This window comes from Streptomyces termitum (assembly GCF_014650175.1).
Classification (GTDB): Bacteria; Actinomycetota; Actinomycetes; order Streptomycetales; family Streptomycetaceae; genus Streptomyces; species Streptomyces termitum.
Genome location: NZ_BMUL01000004.1, coordinates 326526 through 344444, shown reverse-complemented (window position 1 = coordinate 344444; position 17919 = coordinate 326526). Strand labels below are relative to the sequence as shown.

The 17919-nt window shown below is 69.6% G+C and carries 13 protein-coding genes, 1 tRNA gene and 3 pseudogenes; 7 read left to right on the top strand and 10 right to left on the bottom strand.

The genetic code is table 11. The features are described 5' to 3' along the window. Window positions 1-417 precede the first annotated feature (417 nt). Entirely contained in the window at window positions 418-1440 is a 1023-nt protein-coding gene (locus IE219_RS10155) for a LacI family DNA-binding transcriptional regulator (protein ID WP_189976422.1), read from the top strand. A 76-nt stretch (window positions 1441-1516) separates the two neighbouring features. Here the strand turns inward: IE219_RS10155 and IE219_RS10150 are convergent, their stop codons facing one another. The 3 genes from IE219_RS10150 to IE219_RS10140 all read right to left on the bottom strand — a co-directional run bounded on the left by IE219_RS10150 (window position 1517) and on the right by IE219_RS10140 (window position 4814). Next, entirely contained in the window at window positions 1517-2395 is an 879-nt protein-coding gene (locus tag IE219_RS10150) for a carbohydrate ABC transporter permease (RefSeq protein ID WP_229849687.1), read from the bottom strand. Next, window positions 2392-3369, bottom strand: a complete 978-nt coding sequence (locus tag IE219_RS10145; protein WP_189976420.1) for a carbohydrate ABC transporter permease — start codon at window positions 3367-3369, stop codon at window positions 2392-2394. Before IE219_RS10145 ends, IE219_RS10150 begins: the two co-directional genes overlap by 4 nt. Window positions 3370-3488: 119 nt before the next feature. After that, complete coding sequence (locus IE219_RS10140) at window positions 3489-4814, bottom strand: ABC transporter substrate-binding protein (protein ID WP_189976264.1); 1326 nt, start codon at window positions 4812-4814, stop codon at window positions 3489-3491. A gap of 274 nt (window positions 4815-5088) precedes the next feature. Between IE219_RS10140 and IE219_RS10135 the strand changes: the two genes are divergently transcribed. After that, the gene (locus tag IE219_RS10135) at window positions 5089-7488 is read left to right on the top strand and encodes a glycoside hydrolase family 2 protein (RefSeq protein ID WP_189976263.1); all 2400 of its coding nucleotides are present in this window, start codon (window positions 5089-5091) and stop codon (window positions 7486-7488) included. Then, complete coding sequence (locus IE219_RS10130) at window positions 7485-8531, top strand: LacI family DNA-binding transcriptional regulator (RefSeq protein WP_189976262.1); 1047 nt, start codon at window positions 7485-7487, stop codon at window positions 8529-8531. Before IE219_RS10135 ends, IE219_RS10130 begins: the two co-directional genes overlap by 4 nt. A 163-nt stretch (window positions 8532-8694) precedes the next feature. Here the strand turns inward: IE219_RS10130 and IE219_RS10125 are convergent, their stop codons facing one another. From IE219_RS10125 to IE219_RS10115, 3 genes are all read right to left on the bottom strand, one after another. Then, entirely contained in the window at window positions 8695-10002 is a 1308-nt protein-coding gene (locus tag IE219_RS10125) for a cellulase family glycosylhydrolase (protein ID WP_189976261.1), read from the bottom strand. Between the two features lie 338 nt (window positions 10003-10340). Further along, complete coding sequence (gene manA / locus IE219_RS10120) at window positions 10341-11522, bottom strand: mannose-6-phosphate isomerase, class I (protein WP_189976260.1); 1182 nt, start codon at window positions 11520-11522, stop codon at window positions 10341-10343. Between the two features lie 125 nt (window positions 11523-11647). Further along, window positions 11648-12616 carry an ROK family protein gene (locus IE219_RS10115; RefSeq protein WP_189976259.1) on the bottom strand — a complete coding sequence of 323 codons (969 nt, stop codon included), beginning with the start codon at window positions 12614-12616 and terminating at the stop codon, window positions 11648-11650. A gap of 289 nt (window positions 12617-12905) precedes the next feature. Between IE219_RS10115 and IE219_RS10110 the strand changes: the two are divergent. Then, a pseudogene (locus tag IE219_RS10110) lies at window positions 12906-13832 on the top strand (serine/threonine-protein kinase); the annotation flags it as partial. Window positions 13833-13877: 45 nt separating this feature from the next. Here IE219_RS10110 and IE219_RS10105 read toward each other — a convergent pair. Together IE219_RS10105 and IE219_RS10100 are read right to left on the bottom strand one after the other, a co-directional pair. Next, window positions 13878-14528: a transposase family protein gene (locus IE219_RS10105; RefSeq protein ID WP_189976258.1), complete on the bottom strand. Its 651-nt coding sequence runs from the start codon at window positions 14526-14528 to the stop codon at window positions 13878-13880. A 144-nt stretch (window positions 14529-14672) separates the two neighbouring features. Next, window positions 14673-15218 (bottom strand): SMI1/KNR4 family protein, encoded by a 546-nt coding sequence (locus tag IE219_RS10100; protein ID WP_189976257.1) that lies wholly within the window; start codon window positions 15216-15218, stop codon window positions 14673-14675. Between the two features lie 173 nt (window positions 15219-15391). Between IE219_RS10100 and IE219_RS10095 the strand changes: the two genes are divergently transcribed. From IE219_RS10095 to IE219_RS10085, 3 genes and pseudogenes are all read left to right on the top strand, one after another. Beyond that, window positions 15392-16188 (top strand): IS5 family transposase gene (locus IE219_RS10095; protein ID WP_373298809.1). Its coding sequence is split into 2 segments (ribosomal slippage): window positions 15392-15734 and window positions 15734-16188, totalling 798 coding nucleotides; the frame shifts between segments, so codons are not numbered across the junction. 33 nt (window positions 16189-16221) lie between these two features. Continuing rightward, on the top strand, window positions 16222-16617 hold the full coding sequence (locus IE219_RS10090) for a hypothetical protein (protein ID WP_229849686.1): 396 nt from the start codon (window positions 16222-16224) through the stop codon (window positions 16615-16617). 351 nt (window positions 16618-16968) lie between these two features. Beyond that, window positions 16969-17436 (top strand): annotated as a pseudogene (locus tag IE219_RS10085) (helix-turn-helix domain-containing protein); the annotation flags it as partial. Here IE219_RS10085 and IE219_RS32405 read toward each other — a convergent pair. Together IE219_RS32405 and IE219_RS10080 are read right to left on the bottom strand one after the other, a co-directional pair. Continuing rightward, window positions 17430-17647: pseudogene (locus IE219_RS32405) on the bottom strand (site-specific integrase); the annotation flags it as partial. The pseudogenes IE219_RS10085 and IE219_RS32405 sit on opposite strands and share 7 nt — an antisense overlap. Before the next feature lie 119 nt (window positions 17648-17766). Beyond that, window positions 17767-17840, bottom strand: a tRNA-Pro gene (locus IE219_RS10080). Between the last annotated feature and the right edge of the window lie 79 nt (window positions 17841-17919).

Genomic DNA, 17919 nt, shown 5'->3' with positions numbered 1-17919 from the left:
GGCGGCGTGCTCTCGTAGAAGCATGCGACGTGCGGGCCGTCCGATTCCAGTGCCGGCGGCGGTCCGTCGAAGCTTTACGAAACCCTGGCTAAATCCGCCGGTTCTCGCAGTTCACGCCGGTGCACCGCGCCGTGGAACGACACCGTGGCGCACTCCGCGGACGGCTCCGGCGCGATGGCGCCGGCCACGCGCCGACCGGCGCCGAACCGCCTTCGACGGGCGGCCGGTGCCTCCGCGACGGCCGGATGGTCCTCCGCGCGGACGGCGCCCCACGGGTGTACGCCGCGCCCTTTGCCGACGGTGGGGGCCACGCGACCCCGGGTGCGGCGCTCCCCGGGCATCGTGCCGACGAAGTCGTAGGAGATGCCCTGGCGGTAGGGTCGGGGCATCGAGGTTCAGGATGGAGCTGAGGTGCAGGTGAAGCGGCCGACGATGGCGGACATCGCGCGGCGGGCGGGCGTGTCGAAGGTGGCGGTCTCGTACGCGCTCAACGGCCAGCCGGGGGTGTCCGAGACGACCCGGGCCGCGATCAAGGCGATCGCCGAGGAGCTCGGCTGGCGGCCGAACAGCGCCGCCCGCGCGCTGACCGGCGGACGGGCGCAGGCGGTCGGCCTGGTGGTACGACGGCCGGCACGCACCCTTGGCGTGGAACCGTTCTTCATGGAGTTCATCAGCGGCGTGGAGACGGTGCTCGCCGAGCACGCGTACGCGTTGATGCTCCAGATGGCCGGGGACCAGGAGCAGGAGGTCGAGGTCTGCCGGCGCTGGTGGGGCGAGCGGCGCGTCGACGGGGTCTTCCTCATGGACCTGCAGACCGAGGACGAGCGGGTCGGCGCCGTGCGGGACATCGGTCTGCCCGCGGTGGCCATCGGGCCGCCGGAGGTCGCCGGCGGGCTGCCGGCCGTGTGGTCGGACGACGGCGAGAGCATTCACGAGATCGTTCGGTACCTGGCAGCGCTCGGGCACCAGCGGATCGCGCGAGTGGCGGGCCCCTCCGGCCTCGCGCACACGGCGGTCCGCGACGCCGCCCTCGCGGAGGCGTGCCGGGAGGCCGGCATCCCCGGGGCGACGGTGGTGCACACCGACTACACCGGCGACGCGGGCGCGCGGGCCGCACGGGCGCTGCTGATCTCGCCGGAGCGGCCCACGGCGATCGTCTTCGACAACGACATCATGGCGGTGGCCGCGCTGTCGGTGGCGCAGGAGTTGAGTCTGTCGATCCCTGCCGACGTGTCGGTCGTCGCCTGGGACGAGTCGCCGCTGACACAGGTGGTGCGTCCGACGCTGTCGGCTGTCACCCGGGACATCGCCGCGTACGGGGCCCGTTCCGCGACCGCGCTTCTCGCGCTGATCGACGGGGACGACGTCGACAGCATCCGCGACGGATACGCGCACTTCGTGCCGCGGGGCAGCACCGCTCCGCCGCCCGCCCCGCGCTGACGGCCGTCTCCGAAGCACTGGCCGGGGGCCGGACCGTCCCCCTCGTACGGTCCGGCCCCCGGCCGTCTTCCGGTGTCTACTTGGTGGCTCCCTGGGCGAAGCCGTTGTAGATCCACCGCTGGAGCAGCAGGAAGACGACCAGCGTCGGGACGATGACGAGGATCGCGCCGGCGGAGATGGCCTCCCAGTGGGCTCCGAAGGGGCCCTTGAAGCGGAAGAGCGCCGTCGAGATCGTCCCCAGGTCCTCGGAGTGCATGTAGAGGAAGGGGATGTAGAAGTCGTTGTAGGTGGTGATCCCCTTGATGATGACGACGGTGGCGATCGCGGGCTTGAGCAGCGGGAAGATGATCTTTCGGTAGATGGTGAAGGCGTTGGCGCCGTCGAGCCGGGCCGCCTCGTCCAGGGAGACCGGGATGCCTCGGATGAACTGCAGGAAGATGTAGACCGAGACGATGTCGGTGCCCATGTAGAGCAGGATCGGCGCCCAGCGGGTGTCGATCAGGCCGAAGCCGTTGATCACCTGGAAGGTCGCGACCTGGGTGGTGACGCTGGGCACGAGGGTGGCGACGAGGAAGCCGGCCATGACGAGCTTCTTGCCGCGGAAGTCGAAGCGGTCGACGGCGTAGGCGGTCATCGAGCCGATGATCACCGTGCCGCCGATCGAGAAGACCAGGATGAAGGCGGTGTTCCCGAACGCCATCAGCATCTTGCCGTCGTTGAAGGCGGTGACGTAGTTGTCGACGTTGAACCAGTTCCCCGGCAGGGAGAGCGCGCTGCCGTCGCCGACCTCCTTCGAGGTCTTGAGCGAGGTCAGGAAGACGACGGCCAGCGGGATCAGGACGACCGCGGACGCCACGAGCAGCGACAGGTAGGTCAGCGCGTTCCCCACGGGCAGCCGGCGGCGGGCGGCGCGGTGCGCTTTCACGGTGTCGGTGGTGAGGTCGGGGGAGGTCATACGAGGTCCACCTTGTCGTCGGGCACGAGCCGGCGCTGGATCCAGGTGATCAGCAGGATGATCAGGAGCAGCACCACGGCCGCGGCCGAGGCCAGGCCGGTCTTGTTGAACTGGAAGGCGAGCTTGATCGTCTGGATGACGAAGGTCTGGGTGCCTGTGGCGCCGCCGGTCATGATGTAGGGGATCTCGAAGACCGAGAGCGAGCCGGAGATCGCGAGGATCGCGCTGAGGCTGATGACGGGCTTGATGCTCGGGGCGATGATGTGGCGGAACTGCTTCCACTTCCCGGCCCCGTCCAGCTCGGCCGCCTCGTACAGCTCCCCGGGGATGGACTGGATCGCGCCGAGGAAGAGGACGAAGTTCAGTCCGGTGAAGCGCCAGACGGAGACGCCGGCGAGGGAGACGTTCGCGGAGGTCGGGTCGCCGAGCCAGGGATGGTCGGTGGTCACGCCCAGCTGGTCGAGCACGGAGTCGAGGGTGCCGCCGTCCTGGAAGAAGTACAGGAAGACGAAACCGATGGCGACGCCGTTGATCAGATAGGGGAAGAAGAGGATCCCCTTGAAGAAGTTCCGGAACCGCAGGTTGAAGCTGAGGATCACCGCGAAGTACAGCGCGACCACGATCTGGACCACGGATGCCGCGAGGTAGTAGCCGCTGACGAAGAAGACGCGGAAGAGCTCGGGCCGTGTGAAGATCTGGACGTAGTTGTCGAAACCCACGTTCTCCCGGTCCGGGCTCACCCCGTCCCAGTCGGTGAAGCTGTAAGAGATCATGCTCGCGACGGGGACGTACGTGAACGTGATCAGCAGGGCGAGCGGGGCCGCCAGGAAGAGCCAGGGCGTGATCCGCCGCAGCGGTGAATCCCGCCAGGATCTCGTCCGTCGGGCGGCGGGGCCGCGCCGTCGGCCCGCCGGGCGGGGCCGCCTCCCCTGTGCGTCGGCCTTGGCCTTGTCCGTGCTGGATCGCCCTGTCATGGCGGCGCCCTCTGGTGCGGTGTCGGTGGTCTGGGTCATGTCGGCCTTTCGTGTCCGCGGCTGCGGAAGGTCCAGGGGCCCCGGCCGGCATCGTGCGGCCGGGGCCCACTCCGTCGGTATCAGCTACCGACGGTCTTCGCCGCCTCGTCCCACCTCTTGTTCAGGTCGGCGAAGAAGTCCTCCAGGCTGCCCTTCGCGGCCCCGCGGGCCGTGTCGATCAGCTTCTGGCGGTAGTCCTGCTTGTTGAGGCCGATCTCGGCCGCCTCGTCGATGTCGTTGACGGTCGCGGTCTTCGCCTCGGACCGGTCGAAGAAGGTGACATCGTTGTCAGTGAAGTCCTTCAGCGTGGCGGGCATCGGCGCGGACTTGACCGCGGAGACCACGCCCTCCGTCTCGGCGAAGCCGGACTTCTCGGTGAACCAGTCGATCCAGGCCCGCGCGGCCGGCTTGTTCTCCGAGTGGATGCTCACCGCCTGCTGGTAGTCGGAGACCAGGGCCGCGCAGTGCTTGCCGTTCTTCTGGACCGGGAAGGGCATGAAGCCGATGTCCTGCGCCGAACCGTTGACGTCCTCCGCCGCGTCCTGCATCTGGGTGATCGACCAGGAGCCCAGCATCATCGTGGCGATCTGCCCCCCGCCGAGCAGAGCCTTGGAGCTCTCCCAGTTCGTGGTGGTCGGGTCCTTCTCCGACAGGCCCTGCTTCACGATGTCGTAGAGGAGGGTGTCGCCGGCGTTCAGCTCGCTCCCGGCCTTCCAGGGCGAGACGGCACCCGCGAGGGCGTTGCCCGCCTGGGCGTCGCAGCCGACGACGCCGAGGTTGTTGGTCCACTGGACCAGCGGCCAGCCGTCCTTGAAGTTGGTGTAATAAGGGGTGGCTTCGGTCTTCTCCTTGATCGCCTTCAGGGCGGCCAGGAACTCCTCGGGCGTCTTGGGCCACTCGGTGACGCCCGCCTGCTTCCAGACCTTCTTGTTGTAGACGAAACCGTTGGCGGTGCCGAACTGGGCGATGCCGTAGACCTTGCCGTCGACTTCGGTCTTGTCGCTGAAACGGTACTTCGACAACTCCGCCGTGGTGCCGAGGGGCGCGAAGAACTTCGGATAGTCGTTCTTGGCCACCGCGCCGGGGATGAAGAGCACGTCACCGTACGCCTTCGTGTTCATGCGGATCTTCACCTCACCCTCGTAGTCGGTGATGCCGTCGAACTTGACCTTCACCTTCGGGTAGATCTTGTTGAACTCGGCCGCGTACTTCTGGAGCGTGCCGTTCTGGACGAGGTCGGTCCGCTGCGTGAGGACCCTGATCTCGCCGGAGACCTCCTTCGGGTCCGACGGAGGGGCGGCCACCTCTCCCGTGGCGCCGCCACCTCCGCCGCCACACGCCGACAGCGTGAGCATCACGGCGGCCAGTACGGCACTGGAGAAAGCGGTCGTCTTCTTGTTCCCCATGGCCCAACTCCTTCAAAGTCACGGCTCAGGTCATCGGTGGGATGACGGCACTATGTCAGCCAGCCGTGAACCGGTAAAGTACTGGTTTCCAGCGTGATACTCAATCGTTACCAGGATCGGTTGCCCATCAAGCTGCGATGAAGCCATGCACTCGATCCACCGTGCGCTACGGGGAACAAGCTTCACCGGTTCATGGACAGTTAAGTAAATGTACGGCTAGCTTGTCGGCCCGTACCCGTATCCCGCCCATCCGCCAGGCGATTGGAGCCGCACCATGAAGGACGTCACTCAGCTGCACGAAGGGTGGAGCCTGCGCCACGGGGGCGCACTGCTCCCCGCGCAGGTGCCCGGCTGCGTCCACACCGATCTGCTCGCCGCCGGAGTGATCCCGGATCCGTTCCTGGGCCTGAACGAGACCGAGATCGCCTGGGTCGGCCGACAGGCATGGTCGTACACGACCGAGCTCACCACCGACGGCGGCGGGCACGAGCGGAGCGAGCTGGTCTTCGAGGGCCTGGACACCGCCGCGGAGATCAGCCTCGGCGGCGCGTCCCTTGGCACGACACGGAACATGCACCGCGTCCACCGCTTCGACGTGACCGGGCGAAGCGGCCCGCTGGAGGTCAGGTTCGGATCGGCGTACGACGAAGCCGAGCGGGTCCGCGCGCTCACCGGCGACCGACCCAACGTCTACCCCGAGCCCTTCCAGTACATCCGCAAGATGGCCTGCTCCTTCGGCTGGGACTGGGGCCCGACCGTGGTCACCGCCGGCATGTGGCGCCCGGTGCGGATCGAGCACTGGTCGACCGCCCGGCTCGCCGAGGTCCGCCCTCTCGTCACCGTGGACGGCACCACCGGCCGCGTGGAAGTACGCATCCGCACCGCCCGCACCGAAAGCGGCGCGGACCGGACACTCACCCTGCGCGCCGAGGTCGCCGGCGTGACCGCGGAGACCTCCTTCGACGGGGCCGAGGCGGTGCTGTTCCTGGAGGTGCCCGAGGCGGAGCTGTGGTGGCCCCGGGGATACGGTGCCCAGCCGCTGTACGGGCTCGACGTCGAGCTCCTGGACGAGAGCGGCGCACCGCTCGACTCCTGGTCGCGGCGGATAGGCTTCCGCACCGTGACCGTCGACCGCTCCGCCGACGAGCACGGCACCGGCTTCACCTTCGTCGTCAACGGCACGCGGATCTTCGCCCGGGGGGTCAACTGGATCCCCGACGACGTCCTGCCGTCCCGGGTCACGCCCGAGCGCTACCGCGCCCGGCTCACCCAGGCCGCCGAGGCCAACATCGACCTCGTGCGGATCTGGGGCGGCGGCATCTACGAGGACGACGCCTTCTACGACGTCTGCGACGAGCTGGGCCTCATGGTCTGGCAGGACTTCCTCTTCGCCTGCGCCGCCTACCCCGAGGAGCAGCCGCTGCGCGGAGAGGTGGAGGCGGAGGCGCGCGACAACGTTGTCCGCCTGATGTCGCACGCCGGCCTCGTCCTCTGGAACGGCAACAACGAGAACCTGTGGGGCTTCCGCGACTGGGACTGGGAGGAGCCGCTCGCCGGCGACTCCTGGGGCGAGGGCTACTACCTCGGGGTCCTCCCCCGGATCGTCGCCGAACTCGACCCCACCCGCCCCTACACCGCCGGCAGCCCCTGGTCCGGCTCCTGGGACCACCACCCCAACGACCCCCGGCACGGCACCCACCATTCGTGGGAGGTCTGGAACCGCCAGGACTACGCCGAGTACCGCACCGAAGTACCCCGCTTCTGCGCCGAGTTCGGCTGGCAGGCACCGCCCGCGATCAGCACCCTGCGGCGCGCCCTGCCCGGCGAGGACCTCGCCCCCGACTCCCCCGGCATGCTGCACCACCAGAAGGCCGAGGACGGCAACGCCAAGCTGAACCGCGGCATCGAGCGCCACTTCGGCCTGCCGGAAGGCGACTTCGACCGCTGGCACTACCTCGCCCAGGTCGTCCAGGCCCGCGCGGTCGCCGCCGGCATCGAGCACTGGCGCTCCCACTGGCCGGTCTGCGCGGGCACCGTCGTCTGGCAGCTCAACGACTGCTGGCCGGTGAGCAGTTGGGCCGCCATCGACGGCGATGGACACCTCAAGCCGCTCTACCACGAGCTGCGTCGCGTCTACGCCGACCGGCTTCTCGGCCTGATCCCCGCCGACGGAGGCCCGGTCCTCGCCCTCGACAACCAGTCCGGCACCACCTGGCGCACCACCGTCACCCTGCGGCGCGTCACCGCCGACGGCACCGTACTGAAGGAGGCCGCCCTGGACCTGGAGGCGGCCGCCCGCACCGTGGTACGCCTGGTCGTCCCGGCCTCGCTGCTCCCGGACGCAGGCTCGGCGAAGGAGCTCCTGGTCGCCGACGCGGACGGCCTGCGCGCGGTCCACTTCCCGGTCCACGACAAGGAGTTCGCCTACCCGGCGGCGCGGTACGACCTCCGGGTCGAGCCGGCCGGGGACGGCGACTCGGTGGTCGTGGTCACCGCCCGCACCCTCGTGCGGGACCTCCTCCTCCAGGCGGACCGCCTCGCCCCGGCGGCGAGCGCCGACCGGGGCCTGGTCACCCTGTTGCCGGGCGAGGAGGTCCGGATCGTGGTGCGCGGCTGGTCCGGCGATGATCCGGAGGCCGTACGGACGGCCCTGTTCAGTGTGGGAACGGCGTGAACTCTCCAGCCCCTCGCATCCCCGGCCGGCGCGTCACGATCAACGACGTCGCCGCGCTGGCCGGGGTGTCCAAGGGTGCGGTCTCCCTCGCGTTCAACAACCGTCCGGGGGTGTCCCCCACCACCCGGGACCGCATCTTCGCGGCGGCTCGGGAACTCGGCTGGAGCCCGAACCAGACCGCGCGCAACCTCTCCGGGCAGCGGGCGGGCATCGTCGGCCTGGCGATCTGCCGGCCCGCCCGGCTCCTCGGCCTCGAACCGTTCTACATGGAGTTCATCTCCGGTATCGAGGACGTTCTCGCCGAGCGCTCGTGCTCCCTCCTGCTCCGGCTCGTACGCGATCTGGACGAGGAAACCGTCCTCTACCAGGAGTGGTGGCGCGGCAGGACCGTCGGCGGGGCGATCCTCGTCGACTTCCACCAGGACGATCCGCGCATCGCCCCCTTGCGGGCGCTGGGCATGCCGGCCGTCGCCGTCGGGCACCCCGCTCTGACCGGCGGCTTCCCGTCGGTGTGGACGGACGACGCCTCGGCGGCGGCGGAGGCGGTACGGTACCTGGCGGCGCTCGGGCACCGGCGGATCGCCCGCGTCGGCGGCCCCGCCGGGCTCGGCCACAGCGGCATCCGCGCCGCCGCCTTCGAGACGACCATGGCCGAACTCGGCCTGGACGGAGGCCGCCAGGTGGCGACCGGCTTCGTCGGGGAAGAGGGGGCGCGCGCCACCCGCAGTCTCCTGATGTCCCCGGACCGGCCGACGGCCATCGTGTACGACAACGACATCATGGCCGTCGCCGGGGCGGCCGTGGCGGCGGAGATGGGCCTCTCGGTCCCCGACGACCTCTCCCTGCTGGCCTGGGACGACTCCCAGTTGTGCCGTCTGACCCACCCACCGTTGTCGGCGATGAGCCACGACGTCCACCGCTTCGGGGAGGAGGTCGCCCGGACCCTGTTCGGGGTCATCGAAGGGACCCGTACGGGCGCCCACCAGGTGCCCACTCCGTCCTTGACGCCTCGCGGATCGACGGGACCGCCGCGACGCATGTAGGCCAGGACACGGTGTCGAGGGGCTGCCTTCCAGGGGCAGCCCCTCGACGCTTTTCATCGGCTCGGTGGTGGGGGCGGAAAAAGACGAGGAGCGGGCTCCGGGCAGGGACGTGCCCACGGAACCCGCTCCTCTCGCACCTGATGCGGCGGGTGCGGTACGGGGTTCAGCCCTTGGCGCAGGGGACGCCGTCGAGGCTGAAGGAGGCGGGCACGGCGCCGGGGCCCGTGACGTTGACGCCGAAACTCACGGCTCCGCCGACCGGGACGGACGCGGTCCAGGACTCGTTGGTGGCGCGGACCCGGCGGCCGTCCTGGGTGACGGAGGCGTTCCAGGCGGAGTTCACCGTGGCGCCCTCCGGGAGGGCGAAGTCGAGCTTCCAGCCCTTGAGGGGCTGTTCGCCGGTGTTGCGGACGGTGACGTCGGCGTTGAAGCCGGTGCCCCAGTCGTCGAGGCGGTACGCGATCGAGCAGCCGCGCCGGTACACGCCGGCCTCCTGGGCGGTCTGGCGGATGCCGTCGGGGCCGTGGAAGAGGCGCTCGCCCCACCCGGTGAGCCGGTCGGCGTCGAAGCCGGTGGCGAGGTCGAGGTACTCGACGCCTCCGCCGTTTCCGCTCCAGGACCAGCCGAGGTAGCCGAGGCCCAACCGGCGCGCGGTGGCCATGACGGCGTCCTCGTCGGGGTCGCCGTCCGAGTGGTCGAATCCGAACTCACCCACCACGATGGGCAGTCCGCGGTCGACGAAGCTGCCGAGGTAGTCCTCGACCTCGGCGGCGGTGTCGTACACGCCGTACATGTGGATGGAGAAGACGGTGTTGCGGTCGGGGTCGGAGGCGAAGACCGCGGGCGCGTTCTCGCGCATGGTGTTCGACCAGTCCTGCCCCCAGTTGGGGGCGTCGGCCATCAGGGTGTGGGCGAAGCCCGCCGCGCGCAGCCGGCCGATGGCGTCCTTGGTGTCCTGGGTCCAGGCGGTGTGACCGGCGTTTCCGTGGGGCTCGTTGCCGAGGTTGACGATGACGTACTTCTCCTGCCCCTTCAGGGCGCCCGCCACCTCCAGCCAGTAGTCGACGGCCTCGGACAGGGAGGCCGCACCGCCCTGCTCGCCGTATCCGGTGGTGTCGTGGGCCTCCAGGACGCAGACCAGCCGGTTGGCCTTGCACCGGGAGACGACGGCCGCGACGTCGGCGGCGTCGTTCTTCGTCCAGCGGGCGCCGGTGGAGAGGACCACGCGGACCGAGTTGGCACCGAGCGCCTTGATGTCGGCGAGGGACTGCCCGGTGCGGTCGGTGTACCAGGTGTGGGCGTGGTTGACACCGCGCAGGACGAAGTCCTTGCCGGTGGCGTCGACGAGCCGTCCGTCCACGACGCGGAAGCCGTCGGACCGCTCGGCGGCCCGGGCGGTGACGGGGGCCGAGGTGATCGTGGCGGCGAGGGCGAGCAGCGTCGCTGCCGAGAGGACCCGTGTCCTGTTCATGTGGTGCTCCCAACTCGGACCGCGCCCTCAGGGGAAGATCGGGCGCGGCGGTGCATGACATGGAGTGAGATCGCGGTTGATCGGGGCCGGTCGCCCCGGGCGGGCCCACGGGTGGTGGGCAGGCCGCCGCCTGTGCCCCACCGCCCGGATGGTGCTGCGGCTCGGTTCCGGGCAGTGGGGTTAACCGCAGGTGCGGTTCGGGGATTCGCTTTCGGTGGTCAGCGATTTCTCCTGCCGAATCCTGGCGGCCGATGTGAGGCTAGAGGCCGGGATGGCCGATAACAAGAGAGAGTGCATAACCGGTTAAGTTTAGTGGTGGTTTTGTTGACGCCCCGGATTCACCCGATCCGCTCGGCCGTCCCCGTGGTGGCGCGGAAGACCGTGCCCTCGCCCTCCAGACCGGCCTCGGCACCCGCGGACACGTACACGGCCTGCCCGGGGCCGATGCCGAGGCGCTCCCCCGCCGAGGAAACGGCCGCGGTCCCGTTGGCGCAGAGAAGGATCTGCGGGGCGTCCAGCGCCACGCGCCGCCGCGGCTCCCCGGCGCGCAGGCGGTACCGCGACAGGCGGAAATCGTCCACGGGCGCCGGATAGGTCTCCTCGCCCCCCTCCTCCCGGGGGACCAGGACGCGGGCCGGAGACGCGTCGAAGCGGACGACCCTGGTCAGTTCCTCCACGTCGATGTGTTTCGAGGTGAGTCCGCACCGCAGGACGTTGTCGGAGCTCGCCATGATCTCCACTCCGAGTCCGGAAAGGTACGCGTGCGGGACTCCGGCTCCGAGGAACAGCGCCTCGCCAGGGGCGAGTTCGACGTACTTGAGCATCAGGGCGGACAGAAGTCCGGGGTCTCCCGGGTGAGCACGTGCGATGCGGTCGTACGCATGGGCGGAGGCTTCTCCCGCCCCGGCCGCCAGCCCGTGGGCCACGGCGTCGAGCAGGCCCGCCGACGGCCGGAGGAAGGCTCGGAACACCTCTGCGAGCGCCTGCCGCTCGGGGGCACCTCGCAGGGTCTCGACGTACGGCCGCAGCGCGGGCACCTTCAGGCAGTCGAGCAGGTCGGCGGTGTCCGCCGGGTTCCGGAAACCGCACAACCCCTGGAACGGGGTGAGGGCGACGATCATCTCGGGCTTGTGCTGGTCGTCGCGGTAGTTGCGGTCGGGCGCGTCCAGGGGTATGCCGAGCGCGTTCTCCCGGGCGAATCCGATGTGGGCCTGGGCGAGGTCCGGGTGCACCTGGACGGAGAGCGGCGCCTCGGCGGCCAGGAGCTTGAGCAGGAACGGGAGCCGGGGTCCGAACCGGCGCACCGCGACCGCCCCGAGTTGACCCTCCGGATCCCCGGCGACGAGCCGGTCCAGCGGAACCGGGATGCCGTCCCGGAGCACTCGGGAAGGCGCCGCCGGATGGGCCCCCATCCAGAGTTCGGCCTGGGGCGCTCCGGTGGGCGGCACCCCCATGAGTTCCGGCAGCAGGGTGCGGGAGCCCCAGTCGTAGGGCTGGACGGTGTTGTGGAGGAGATCCATGACCATTTCCTGGAGTGCTGTACGGATGGGGTCGGGGCAGGGCGCCACGCGTCGCGGGAGCGATCGACGCTCGTACGCGGACACCAGGGCTCGGCCCATGTCCGGTGGAAGTCAGGTGTCAGGTGTCAGGTGACCGTCAGGCCGCCCGCGCCGGCACGGAACAGCCCGGAGGCCGCGCCGCCCACGGCGGCCGCGCCGATCAATCCGGCGTCGAGAGCCAGGCCGGCGGGCACGACCGGAAGGTCGCGCGTGAAGTCGAGGACCGCGAACGACCCGAGGTGATGCCGCAGCGGCCCGAACAGCACGTCACCCGCCTGGGAGACCCCGCCCCCCACGACCACCAGGTCGAGTTCGACGAGTGCGGCCGTCGCCGCGATGGCGGCGGCCAGGGCGCGGCCGGCGCGGTCGAACGCGGCGAGGGCCCTCGGGTCGCCCTCCTGGGCCGAGATCCCGACCTCGCGAGCGGTGGCGGGAAGGCCGTCCGGGGGTACCCAGCCCGCTTTCAGCGCGTGAGCGGCGATCGCCGTACCACTGGCGTAGCGCTCGACGCACCCACGAGCTCCGCAGGGGCAGACCGGACCGTTCTGGTCGACAGTGATATGCCCGATGTGACCGGCGTTCCCCGTCGTCCCCGCGTGGAGGGAGCCCCCCAGGATCAGACCGGCTCCGACGCCGGTCGACACGACCATGCACAGGGCGTTCGCGGCGCCCTTCGCGGCTCCGACCCAGTGCTCGGCCGCCGCCATCGCGACCGCGTCACCAACCAGCACCGGCTCGACACCACCGGCGACGGCGGGATGGTTCCGCACCCGCTCCACCAAAGGGAAGGAACGCCAGGACGGTATGTTCACCGGGCTCACCGTCCCGGCGAAGGTGTCCACGGGTCCGGCGCTCCCGATGCCCAGGCACGACAGCGCACCCCACTCGGGGCGGGCCGCGAGTTCGTCCACGACGGAATTCACCGCGGCCATCATCGACTGCGCGGACTCACGCGCGGGCGTCGGCCGTTGCGCCCTCGCCACCACACGCCCCTCGGCGTCGACCAGCGCCCCGGCGATCTTCGTACCACCGATGTCCAGCGCTCCGTACACCATCCGCCCAACCTCTCCAGAACCGTCAGAACTGCGAGTCACCACTCTGCCGAGGGCTGACAACGTTGTCCAGAGAATCACGGATCCGGTTAAGTCACATGCTGGCGACAGGGCTCCCGACGGGGTCTCACCAAGTCCGGTCTTCCTGGGCCACGGATCCCCGCACCGACCGCACGCGCGCGGGGGGGAGGGTCGGAGCCTTCTCTTGCGAGAGACAACGATGTAGCGAACTGCCCAGCCCATCAGGGCGGGCTGCCGATACCATCCCATTCCCGGGCTGGAGACTCCATTCATGGGTGTGTGTCAGCCTCATGGCGCTCTATCGCAGAAGAGGAACGAACACCCTGTGAGCATCGCTCGCGTAGACGGGCGGGTACAGCCTGCCCGCTCCGGTGACCCGAAGCAGGTCGGCCCCTACCAGATCATCTGACGTCTCGGCTCGGGCGGCATGGGCACCGTCCACGCCGGTCTCGATCCAGCCGGCCTCCGTGTCGCTGTGAAGGCGATCCACCCCGCACAGGCCGAGGATCCTGAGTTCCGGGCCCGCTTTCGCCGAGAAGTCCAGCTCTCCTCTCGCGTGCACGGACCGTGCCTCATCCCGCTCCTCGCAGCAGACCCGGATGCCGAGACCCCCTGGCTGGCCACCGCCTACGCGCCCGGGTCCACCCTCGACCAGCATCTCGCTGCCCACGGAGCGCTCACCAACGCCACTCTGTTCACCTTCGCCACCGGCACCGCCCAGGCCCTCGCCGCGATCCATACCGCCGGAGTCGTCCACCTGGACGTGAAGCCGCAGAACGTCATCCTCACCCCGGCCGGCCCTCGGGTCCTGGACTTCGGTATCGCACACGCCGCCGACGGCACCTCCGTGACCAGGACCGGTGTCATGACCGGTACCCCCGGTTGGATCAGCCCCGAGCACTACCGCACCGGCATCGCCGGACCCGAGGGCGACATGTTCGCCCGGGGCACGCTCGTCGCCTACGCCGCCACGGGGCACCTCCCCTTCGGGACCGGAGCTCCCGACGCGGTCGCCTACCGCGTCATGTCCCAGGAACCCGATCTCGACGGCCTCCCCGACGAACTGCGCGAGCCCCTGACGAAGGCCCTCGCGAAGAACCCCGCCGAGCGAATCAGCGCCGACGCGGCAGCAGAAGAATGCGCGCGACTCCTTGCCCGCCAGGCGACCCAGGTCCTCGGCGCAGCCGCCGAACCTGAACCGACGCGGATCAGCGACCACCTCACCACTGAGCCTTTTCCAACCTCACTCTGAGCTGGTCGGATGGAGGGTGAGGACGGCCTGGGCGAGGCTGGTGATCCGGGTGGTCGAGCACCGCAGTTTGCGGAGGAGCCGCCAGGACTTGAGGGTGGCGACGGCCTGCTCGACGAGCGTCCGGATCCTTGCGTGGGACCGGTTGGCCGCCTGCCGGCCTGCGGAGAGGGTGTCCCATCGTCCCCGGCACGGGGTGCGGACCGTGCCGCCGGCGCCTCGGTATGCCTTGTCGGTCCAGCAGGGGGTGTCTGCCTCGGCAAGGGCGTCGACGATGCCGTGTTCGCGAGCCGCGCGGATGTCGTGAACGGCGCCGGGCAGGGCCGGTGAGGCCCATAGCAGTCGGCCGAAGGGGTCGGCGAGGACCTGCACGTTCATCCCGTGCTTCTTGTGTTTGCCGGAGTGGAACGGTCGGTCTGCGGCGATGCGGTCGATAGGCAGGAAGGTGCCGTCCAGGATCAGGTACGCCTTCGCCGACGCGGTTCGCACCGCGTCGGTCAGACCGGGGGCGAGGGTGAGCAGGGCCTGGTGGCCGGCGCTCAGGCGCCGCCACCGGGAGCCGATCGCGCGGCGGTGGCGCCGCAGCTGCGTGAGGAAGCGGAGGGCGGAGCTGGACACGTCGACGCCCGACGGGTGGACAAGCACGTGAAGCCTCTGGTGGAGACGGTTCTCTTGGTCGAAAACCCATCTACCAGGGGCTTCACCACGTTGTCTGCCCAACAACCGCACTCCAGAACCAGGCTGGAAAAGGCTCAATGCTTCCTTGTAGACGCCGAGGTGCGCTCGCGCTCACACCTGACCCTCCCCCCGGCGCCAGCTCACGAACTCATGCCGGCCCCCCGCCGAAAGCCGCTCGCTGAACGGGTTCACCTCGCCGGTCAGGGCCGCCACACAGAACGACGCCATACCACCGTCAAACACAGTCCAGCGGTTCATCCCGTATGACGCCTGCCTGCGAAAGACGGCCACGCGCCAGCCGTCTGGGGCGCCCTCGCACAGCCAGAACGCGACATCGCCGCTTGCCGAGTCCGCGAAAGGCAGCAATGGCGGCACGCCTTCCGGGAGGAGCGCACTCAGATCTTCACGGTCCCGGTCCGAGAGGGCAGGATCCGCTCTGTCCAGGAGGTCCCCGTACCCTGACCCGGTGACGGGAGGCGTACCGATGGACAGGTACTCGTCGATCTCTCCACCGCCGTATGACTCCACAAACTCGCGATAGTCGGCCGGGAACGCCAGGCGCCTCGCCCTCTCGATCTCTTGCCAGTCAATCGAGTCGCCGCCAGAGACGGGCGGCGGGAGCAACTCGCGCAGGCGCGCCATCGCATGGTGATGCATCTAGAGTTCCCTTCGAGTATCGGCCGATGGAGGGTCAGTCCCACACCTGCCCCGGCAGGGGCACATCGGCACCATTGCGGCTGTCTATCGCGGTACCTAGATTCTTCCAACCCCGGCCGGCCGTGTAAGACGTCGTCTCATTTGGCAGGTTGAGCAGTCTGCGCTGTGTGGTGATGGTCGAGCGCTTGGTGCCGGACGAGCTGTGGGAGCTGTTCCAGCGGGTAGTCCCGCCCGCTCCGGCACGGCCGCAGGGCGGCGGCCGTCGCCGGTACGGGGACCGCGAAGTGCTGGCCGCGATCGTTTTCGTGGCCACGACCGGCTGTACCTGGCGGCATCTGCCGCCGGTCTTCGGTCCGTCGGGGCCGACTGCTCACCGGCGGTTCACCGAGTGGAGTGCCGCCCGGGTCTGGGCCAAGTTGCACCGCGTCATCCTGGATGAGCTGGGCTCGCGCGGCGGCCTGGACTGGTCGCGCTGTGCGATCGACTCGGTGAACATGCGGGCCCTGAAGGGGGGGAGCTGACAGGTCCGAATCCTGTCGATCGGGGCAAGAAGGGGTCGAAGATCCACTTGAACACCGAGCGGACCGGTCTGCCCATCTCCGTCGGGATCTCCGGCGCGAACCTCCACGACAGCCAGGCGCTTGAGCCGCTGGTGCGCGGCATTCCACCGATCCGGTCACGCCGCGGCCCGCGCCGGCGACGGCCCGCCAAGCTCCACGCGGACAAGGGGTACGACTACGACCACCTGCGTCGTTGGCTCCGCTCGCGCGGCATCCGCCACCGCATCGCCCGAAGAGGCGTCGAATCCTCCACGAGACTGGGCCGGCATCGCTGGACGATCGAGCGAACGATGTCCTGGCTGGGCGGCTGCCGCCGCCTGCACCGTCGTCACGAGCGCAAGGCTGAGCACTTCCTGGCCTTCACCGGCATCGCAGCCGCCCTCATCTGCTACCGCAGACTGACAACCTGACGGGCGACACCCGCAGGTGGGACGATCCACAGCGTGATCGGATGGATGCACCACGCCCCGCGCTGGGCGGTCATATCGGCCTGCGGCATCGCAGCCGTCCTGCTCTTCATCGGGGCTTCCGCACACGTCACCGACCTTCTACGCCATGGTCTGCACCCATACGACTGGGCGCCATGGTGGCTCAACCTCTACTGGTCGTCGCTGGCGCTGTTCGACACGCTCGCCGCCGTGCTACTGATCCGGGGCAAACGCCAAGGAATCGACCTCGCCTGCGTCATCGTGGCGACCGACCTCGCCGCCAACTGGTACGCGGCCTACGGCATCCAGGACAGCAACCTCGCCGCTCAGCCCGGCCTGCAACGGCTGGCCGTCTTCGCCGCACTCGTTCTGGGAACGGCACCGTTCATCCGACGGCACCTCACCAATTGAGATGACGTCTAACGAGTTCGCGCACGGTAGGCGGTGAAGCCTCGGGTTCCCAGAGAGGCTTGGTGCTCATATCTGTCGTGCAGGCGCCAAGCCTGTGGTCTGCTGGCGGGAGAACAGGCCGGCGATGACCTGGACCGTGTCGCTCATGTGCTCGCGGCGGCCGGGGGGGCGGGCGGGAGCCCGCCAGTTCTTCAGATGGGTAATGCCGTGCTCGACGCGGATCCGCCCGGAGGAATGAGCTTCTTCGATGTGGCCACCGACCGGGTGGCGGCCCGTGAAGCGCGACGGGCGAGACCTCCGCCCTGTTGATCGAGATGTCTGACGCCTCCACCACGTTGCTCGGGGGCCTTGTTGGTCATCCATCCTCGGCACGCACTCGTGGAGTGGGTGACCATTCTGATCATCACCTGTGAGAGCGAATGGCGCTGCAAGCTCCGCCCGTCACAGCGCGCGATGGTGGTACTGATGTACCTGCGCGAACACACCACTCCGGCGAAGACCGCCGTCGGGTTCAGGATCGGCGAGTCCACCGCCCATGCCTACACCAGCACGGTCGTCGACCTGCTCGCCTCCCGTGCAGCGGCTCTGCACAAGACGCTGCGCGACTACGAACTCGACTTCGTCCTGCCCTACGGCACCCTCGCCGAATGCGACCGGGCCGGCGACGGCCGGGCCCACCACTCCCACAAACACCGACGCCATAGCCTGGCCGTGCAGGTCGTCACCGATCCCGACGGCCGGCTGCTGTGGGGCTCGCCCGTCCTACCGGGCCACACCCACTACCTGACCGCCGCCCGTACCCACCGGATCATGCCGATACGGGTGACGACGCTGCCCCCGTGGGCGGCGTCGCGCAGGACGGCGGTGGAGATGCGTCCGCCGCGCGGCCCGGTGAAGAGGCGCGCGTCGGGGTTCGGTCCGGCGAGCAGGAAGCGGCGGGCAACGGGGGCCGGATCTCCTCGATGACGGGGACTTGGCGGGCCCGTTTGCCCTTGGTTCCCTTGTCCAGGAGGCCGCCGGGGGCGGGAACCCTCCCCGGTCCCCTCGCCATGACCCGCTGAGCGGTCAGGACCCATCGGTCCCCAGAAACGACCGAGGGGTCGTTTCAGATCTCCCTGAAACGACCCCTCGATCTACGACTCTCACGAGTCGGGACGACAGGATTTGAACCTGCGACCCCTTGACCCCCAGTCAAGTGCGCTACCAAGCTGCGCCACGTCCCGGTGCCCGTCTGACCTGGGGTTTCCCCTGGCCGTGCGTGCAAGAGAACTGTACCTCACTTCCGCGGGTGGTCACGAACCG